This is a genomic window from Corallococcus terminator, assembly GCF_003611635.1.
Lineage (GTDB): Bacteria > Myxococcota > Myxococcia > Myxococcales > Myxococcaceae > Corallococcus > Corallococcus terminator.
The window spans coordinates 1-6264 of sequence record NZ_RAVZ01000455.1; the positions used below are offsets into that span (position 1 = coordinate 1).

The 6264-nt window shown below is 70.9% G+C and carries 5 protein-coding genes and 1 pseudogene; 1 reads left to right on the forward strand and 5 read right to left on the reverse strand.

The features are described 5' to 3' along the window. On the reverse strand, positions 1 to 1645 hold a 1645-nt coding region (locus D7V88_RS37855; RefSeq protein ID WP_341870751.1), incomplete at its 3' end, for a DUF4388 domain-containing protein. A 108-nt stretch (positions 1646 to 1753) separates the two neighbouring features. Beyond that, positions 1754 to 2566 (reverse strand): hypothetical protein, encoded by an 813-nt coding sequence (locus D7V88_RS37860; protein ID WP_120545419.1) that lies wholly within the window; start codon positions 2564 to 2566, stop codon positions 1754 to 1756. Between the two features lie 103 nt (positions 2567 to 2669). Between D7V88_RS37860 and D7V88_RS37865 the strand changes: the two genes are divergently transcribed. Beyond that, positions 2670 to 3458 carry a TSUP family transporter gene (locus D7V88_RS37865; RefSeq protein WP_120545420.1) on the forward strand — a complete coding sequence of 263 codons (789 nt, stop codon included), beginning with the start codon at positions 2670 to 2672 and terminating at the stop codon, positions 3456 to 3458. Between the two features lie 22 nt (positions 3459 to 3480). Here D7V88_RS37865 and D7V88_RS37870 read toward each other — a convergent pair whose 3' ends face one another. The 3 genes and pseudogenes from D7V88_RS37870 to accC all read right to left on the reverse strand — a co-directional run bounded on the left by D7V88_RS37870 (position 3481) and on the right by accC (position 6112). Then, positions 3481 to 4002 (reverse strand): YfbM family protein, encoded by a 522-nt coding sequence (locus D7V88_RS37870; protein ID WP_120545421.1) that lies wholly within the window; start codon positions 4000 to 4002, stop codon positions 3481 to 3483. Between the two features lie 47 nt (positions 4003 to 4049). Next, positions 4050 to 4559 (reverse strand): biotin/lipoyl-containing protein, encoded by a 510-nt coding sequence (locus D7V88_RS37875; protein WP_120545422.1) that lies wholly within the window; start codon positions 4557 to 4559, stop codon positions 4050 to 4052. Positions 4560 to 4602: 43 nt separating this feature from the next. Then, positions 4603 to 6112: pseudogene (gene accC / locus D7V88_RS37880) on the reverse strand (acetyl-CoA carboxylase biotin carboxylase subunit). Positions 6113 to 6264 lie beyond the last annotated feature (152 nt).

Genomic DNA, 6264 nt, shown 5'->3' on the forward strand with positions numbered 1-6264 from the left:
CCCCTGGGGGACGGGGCACCGCGCCAGGACCGGCGACCGGTGCACCCGGGCCCGCGGCGGGTGCGACACCGGCGGGAGCACCTGGAGGACGGGGCGCGGCTCCGGGACCCGCCGTGGGGGCGGCGCCAGCGGGAGCACCCGGAGGACGGGGCGCGGCGCCAGGCCCGGAGGCAGGTGCGCCGGGACTGGCGACCGGTGCACCGGGGCCCGCGACGGGCACGCCAGGGCGCGCGGGCGTCCCGGACTGCGCGGCGGAGGGGGCTCCACCGGAGGGCGCACCCACCGACGGAATCGAGCCGGAGGGCCTCGCGGGGGTGGGCGCTCCAGCGGGGGCCACGCCTTGCGGCGGAACAGGGCCAGCGGGCGGAGGCGGGGTCGCCGTCTGCGTGCGCGTGGCCGCGAACGACACCGCGTTCAGCTCCTTGAGCAGGAAGGCGATGCGCAGCAGGTGCTCCGCGTCCTGGGGAACGTCCTGGAGGAGCTGCCCCAGCGAGCGCACCCCGTCGATGAACGCGAGCGCGCGCACCTCATGCGGCGTCAGGCGCAGCTCACTGGCCGCCACCCGTCCCCCGGACTTCATGATGGGCATCGGGAGGACGTAGCTGAGCCGGCGCTTGAGGTCCGCCGTCGGGATGCGGCGCACCTGGTCGCTGAGCACGGCCCAGCGGTTGCCCAGCGGCATCGCCTTCGCCGAAGGCAGGTCGCGCGCCTCGAAGGTGAAGGTGCCGGTCTCCGCGCGCAACGCCTTGCCCAGGATGCCCAGGCCTCGCTGCGCAAGCTGGGTGAAGGCCGTGGCCGGCTGGAGGATGCCCAGCCCGAAGAGAGCCCCGAGCAGGTCCCCTCCGAAGCGTTCCTTCGAGCCCTCCGCCTGCTGGAGCTGTTCGGCCGTCAGCAGCCGCGCCGCCAGCAGCGACGCGCCGAGCACGTCCTCCGCGTGCGACGAGTCCACGAACTCCGGGTTGCCCTTGCGGAAGTGGATCCACAGCGTGCGGTCCGCGAGGGTCAGCGTCAGCAGGCCCGTGTGTTCGCCCGCCGCGATGCGGCCGTAGAGCTGCACGGGCGAGGCCTGCTGGAGCTGGCCCTGGGGCGGCACCGTGGTGGTGCCGTCATCCTGCGGAGTCGGCGGCTGCGGAGGCGGCGCCACCGGACGGGCGGCCGGAGCTCCGACGACGGGGGCTCCCGGACGGGGAGGCGCGCCGGGGCCCGCGACCGCCGTGGCGATGGGGCGCCCGGAGGCATCCACGCCCGCGCGGACCGCCGGTGCTGGTCCCCGCATCGCGCCAGGTCCGGCCGTGGGACCGGGACCCGCGCGCGGCGCGCTGATGGCCCCGGGACCCGCCATGGGCGCGGCCACCGGACCCGCCACGGGCTGCTGGGAGACGGGACCGGGTGGGGGCGGGGCGACGGGCGCGGATTGCAAGAGCGACGCGGGCGCGCCGTCCCCCCACAGCTCCCGGGGGAAGACGTCACGCACCTCCGGGAAGCGCCACGGAAAGGCGAACTGGAGGCCGTCGTTGGAGACCTGGATCCTGCCCTGGATGGCGCCACTGTCGATGAGCAGCTCGATGGTGGGCCCCGTCAGCGGCCCCCACGTGGTGCCTCGATCGTTGCGAACCCAGTACTGCCGGACCTCACCCTCCGCCATGTGCCGTCCTGCTCCCAATCCCGCCAGTGCCGGGATGGCGCAATTTTACCGCCGCCTCCCCGAAGGTCCAAGCACTCGACCACCGGGGGGAGACCGGCGGGCGTCGAATCAAGGCGCGGCGCCGTCCATCGCGGCCAGGCCCACGCTGGCAAGACACGCCGCGTCCGCCTGCTGCTCGGCGGGCGGGTCGAAGCAGTACACCTCGCTGTCGAACACCTTGCACATGCCCGCCGGGGTGCCCGAGCACGCCACCTTGCCGTACGCCGTGGTGCAGTTGAAGCCGCACACCGGGCCCGTCTCGCCCAGCTTGCACTGGGGTGTGGGCAGGGTGCGGCCCCACGCGCAGAGCGCGGCGGGCGTCGGGTCGAAGCAGGTGATGCTGCCGTTCTGGGCCTTGCACACGCCCACGGGCGTCTTCGCGCAGCGCACGCCCTCGGAGGCGTTCACGCAGTTGAAGCCGCACGCCATCTGAAGTCCGTTGCTGACGCACTGCGCACGCGGCACCTGCTTGCCGTACACCGCGAACACGGCGGCGGGCGGGTCGAAGCACGTCACGTTGCCGCTCTGGGCCTTGCACACGCCGGCGGGCGTCCGGGCGCACTTCACCTTGCCGAAGTCGGTGACGCACGAATAGCCGCAGCCCACCACCCCGTCGATGGTCTTGCACTCCGACTCCGGCAGCGCGGCGCCGTACGCCTTCACCACGTAGGCGGGTGGGTCGAAACAGGACGCCTGCCCGTCGATGACCGTACAGCGCCCCTGGAGCGTCTGGGCGCACCGCACGCGCTGTCCATCCGACTTGCACGCGTAGCCACAGGACACATGGCCGTCGATGGAGCGGCACGTGGCGGTGGACGCGTCCGGAGGGGAGGGTGGCGCGGCCAGCGTCAGTGCCAGCACGGTCATCAAGGTCGCGAGCATGACCGCATTGACCCCCAAGCTTCGGCGTGACGCAAGCAACCGGCCAGGACGGCCTGTCGCGAGGGTGATAAGCGGGCGCCACCCGCTGGGAGGCGGGCCTCACGTGGACCTGGATGTCGGCGCGTTGAAGCTCCTGCTGCTCTGTCTGGCCGCGTTGAGCGCGGGCTTCGTGGACGCCATCGCGGGAGGCGGCGGGCTCATCACGCTGCCGGCGCTGCTGACGGCGGGCTTTCCCGCGCACCTCGCGCTGGGCACCAACAAGGGGCAGTCCGTGTTCGGTTCGGGCGCGGCGCTGGTGCGCTTCGCTCGCGCGGGGCTCGTGGACAAGCAGCTCGCGAAGGTGGCGTTTCCCTTTGGCCTGATGGGTGCGTTCGGCGGCGCGGCGCTGGTGCTGCTCCTGCGTCCGGAGGTGCTCAAGCCGCTGGTGCTGGTGCTGCTCATCGCGGTGGCGGTGTTCCTGGCCTTCCGCCGCACGCCGCCAAAGCGCGAGGGTGTCGAGCCCTCACCCCGGCCGCGCGCGCAGGCCATTGGCGCGCTCATCGCGCTGGTCATCGGGACCTACGACGGCTTCTTCGGTCCGGGCACCGGCACGTTCCTCATCGTGGCCTTCTCGTCGCTGCTGGGCCACGGGCTGGCGAGGGCGTCCGCGGACGCGAAGGTGGTGAACTTCGCCTCCAACCTGGCGTCGATGGCGCTCTTCGCGCTCAAGGGCGTGGTGCTGTGGAAGGTGGCGCTGCCCATGGCCGCCGCCCAGTTCACCGGCGCGTGGTTGGGCGCGCACGTGGCGGTGAAGGGCGGCGACAAGCTGGTGCGCATCGTCGTGCTGGGCGTGGTGGCCGCGCTGGTGCTCAAGCTGGGGCACGACGTGTGGGGCAACTGGACGGCGGCCTGAGGGCCGCTTCCAGGCACGACCTTCAGCCGATGTGCACGAGCAGCGCGTGGCCGCGCTTCGCCACCGCGGCGGTGAACTTCCGCAGCTCCACGAAGTAGGAGACGAGCTCCTCCAGCGGATCCACGTCCTCCGCCGGCTCCTCTTCCTCCCAGGTGCCGGGGTAGATGTCCTCCGCCTGGAGCCGCGCCGGGTCGAAGCGCTGGCGCAGCGTGTCCTCGGACACCGTCTTCAGCGCCTCCGCCAGGGCCTTCACGCTGGCCGCGTCGAACACGCGCGCGGTGCCTTCGTCGGACGGGATGTCGCCCACGTCCTCGCCGCCGCGCACCAGGAAGTCCAGCGGCGGGGTGCCTTCCCAGGCGGTGCCGGTGAGCAGGAACTGGAGGCCGTGCCACGCCTCGCCGATGTCCAGCTCCAGGAACGCCGCGCCCTTCGCGTCGCCGAAGTCCTCCTCATCCTCCAGGAAGGACTCCAGCCGGGTGGGGGCCTTGCGCAGGGCCTGGAGCTGCGTCTCGGTGGCGCTGCGCAGCGTGCAGAGCATGTCCATGGGGCTTGAACCTCGGGGGCTGCGCGAAGCGAAGGGAAACGGGTGGGCTACTCCACCACGACGAGCTTCGCGTTGTTCTCCACGGCGGTGCCTTCCCTGGCGAACACCTCCGTCACCTTGCCGGCCTTGGGGCTCTTGAGCTCGTTCTCCATCTTCATGGCCTCCACGACCACGAGCCCCTGGCCTTCGGTGACTTCATCACCGACCTTGACCAGCACCTTCACGACCTTGCCGGGCATGGGCGCCAGGATGGTCTGCTTGCCTTCGACGGAGAAGCTGCCGGCGGCAGCGCGCATCCGCAGCTTGCGCTCGTCCGCCACGTCCACGCGGTTCACCTGCCCGCGCACCAGGGTGCCAATCTCGTCGCCGTTCTCCTCGAACTCGACGTTGTACGACTGGCCGTCCACCAGCAGCGACAGCGTGCCGTGCTCCACGGACAGCGCGTCCACCTGGAACGTCTTGCCGTTCAACGTAAGCTGGTAGCGGTCCTGGCCCAGGGACTCCAGGTCCACCGCCACCGCTTCCTTCTGGCCCTGCTGCTTCGTGAAGTAACGCATGGGGAAAAGGTCCTTCCGAAAGGCTTGCGCAAGGAAGACGGCTTCAGCGGCGGCGGCTCTTCAACGCCAGACGCCACGGGCTGATGCGGCCGTTGCCACCGCCCGCGCCCGCGGGCAGCGTCTTCGCGCGCTTCTGGTCGCGCTGGAAGGCGTGGAGCGTGCTGGCGAGCAATGCCACCTCGCTCAAGCCGGTGTCCTCGCTGCCCAGCAGCGCCGTGTGCTCGCGCGTGAGGAAGCTGGTGTCGTAGTCGCCGCCCACGAACTCCGGATGCGACAGGATGCCGTGCAGGTAGCGGATGTTGGTGGTGATGCCCTTCACCACGTACTCGGACAGCGCGCGCTTCGCCCGGGCGATGGCCACTTCCCGCGTGGGTCCCCACACGGACAGCTTGGAGATCATCGGGTCGTAGAAGTTGGGCACCGTGAAGCCCGCGAACACGCCCGAGTCATCCCGCACGTTCGGTCCGCCCGGCACGCGCAGGGAGGTGATCTTGCCGGGGCTGGGCATGAAGTTGCGCGCGGGGTCCTCCGCGTACACGCGCACTTCAATCGCGTGGCCGCGCGGCTCCGGTGCTTCGAACAGGGGCAGCTTCTCCCCTTCCGCGGCGCGGATCTGCATGGCGACCAGGTCCAGGCCCGTCACCCACTCCGTCACCGGGTGCTCCACCTGGAGGCGGGTGTTCATCTCCAGGAAGTAGAAGTTGCGGTGCACGTCGACGAGGAACTCCACCGTCCCGGCGCCCACGTAGTTGACGGCCTTGGCCGCCTTCACCGCGACCTCGCCCATCTTCGCGCGCAATTCCGGCGTGAGGATGGGGCTGGGCGTCTCCTCCACCACCTTCTGGTGACGGCGCTGCGCGGAGCACTCGCGCTCGTTCAGGTGGATGGTGTTGCCGTACTGGTCGGCGAAGACCTGGATCTCCACGTGGTGGGGCTTCTCCAGGTACTTCTCGATGTAGACCGAGTCGTTGCCGAACGAGCTCATCGCCTCGCTCTTGGCGGAGCGCCACGCCGAGTCGAAGTCGTGCAGGCCCTCCACCCGGCGCATGCCCTTGCCACCGCCGCCACCGGCGGCCTTGAGCATGATGGGGAAGCCGATCTTCTGCGCGTACTCGCGCGCTTCCTCGGGCGTCTGGATGGGTTCGGTGGAGCCCGGGACGACGGGCACGCCGGCCTTGATCATGTTGGCGCGCGCGGGTCTTCTCACCCATGGCGTCCATGGCGGCGGCGGGCGGCCCGATGAAGGTGATGCCGGCCTTCTCACAGGCGCGCACGAAGGTCGCGTTCTCGGAGAGGAAGCCGTAGCCGGGGTGGATGGCGTCCGCGCCGGACAGCTTCGCGACCTCCAGGATCTTCTCCTGGACCAGATAGCTTTCACGCGAGGGCGGGGGACCGACGAGGAAGGCCTGGTCGGCGGTGCGCACATGGAGCGCGGAGCGATCTGCCTCGGAGTACACGGCCACCGTGGCGATGCCGAGTTCCTTGCAGGTGCGCATTACCCGGATGGCGATCTCGCCGCGGTTGGCGACGAGCACTTTGCGGATTTTGGGCATGTGCGCCCCTGTACCATGGGGCGCCCCTGTTTGCCCGCCCCTACTTGCGCAGGTTCAGGTACTGGTCCATCAGTTGCTTCGCCTGGGCGAGCTTCGCTTCCACGAAGCGGTCGTCCTCGTCCGGCTCCGGAGGCTGGGGCGCTGTCTCTTAT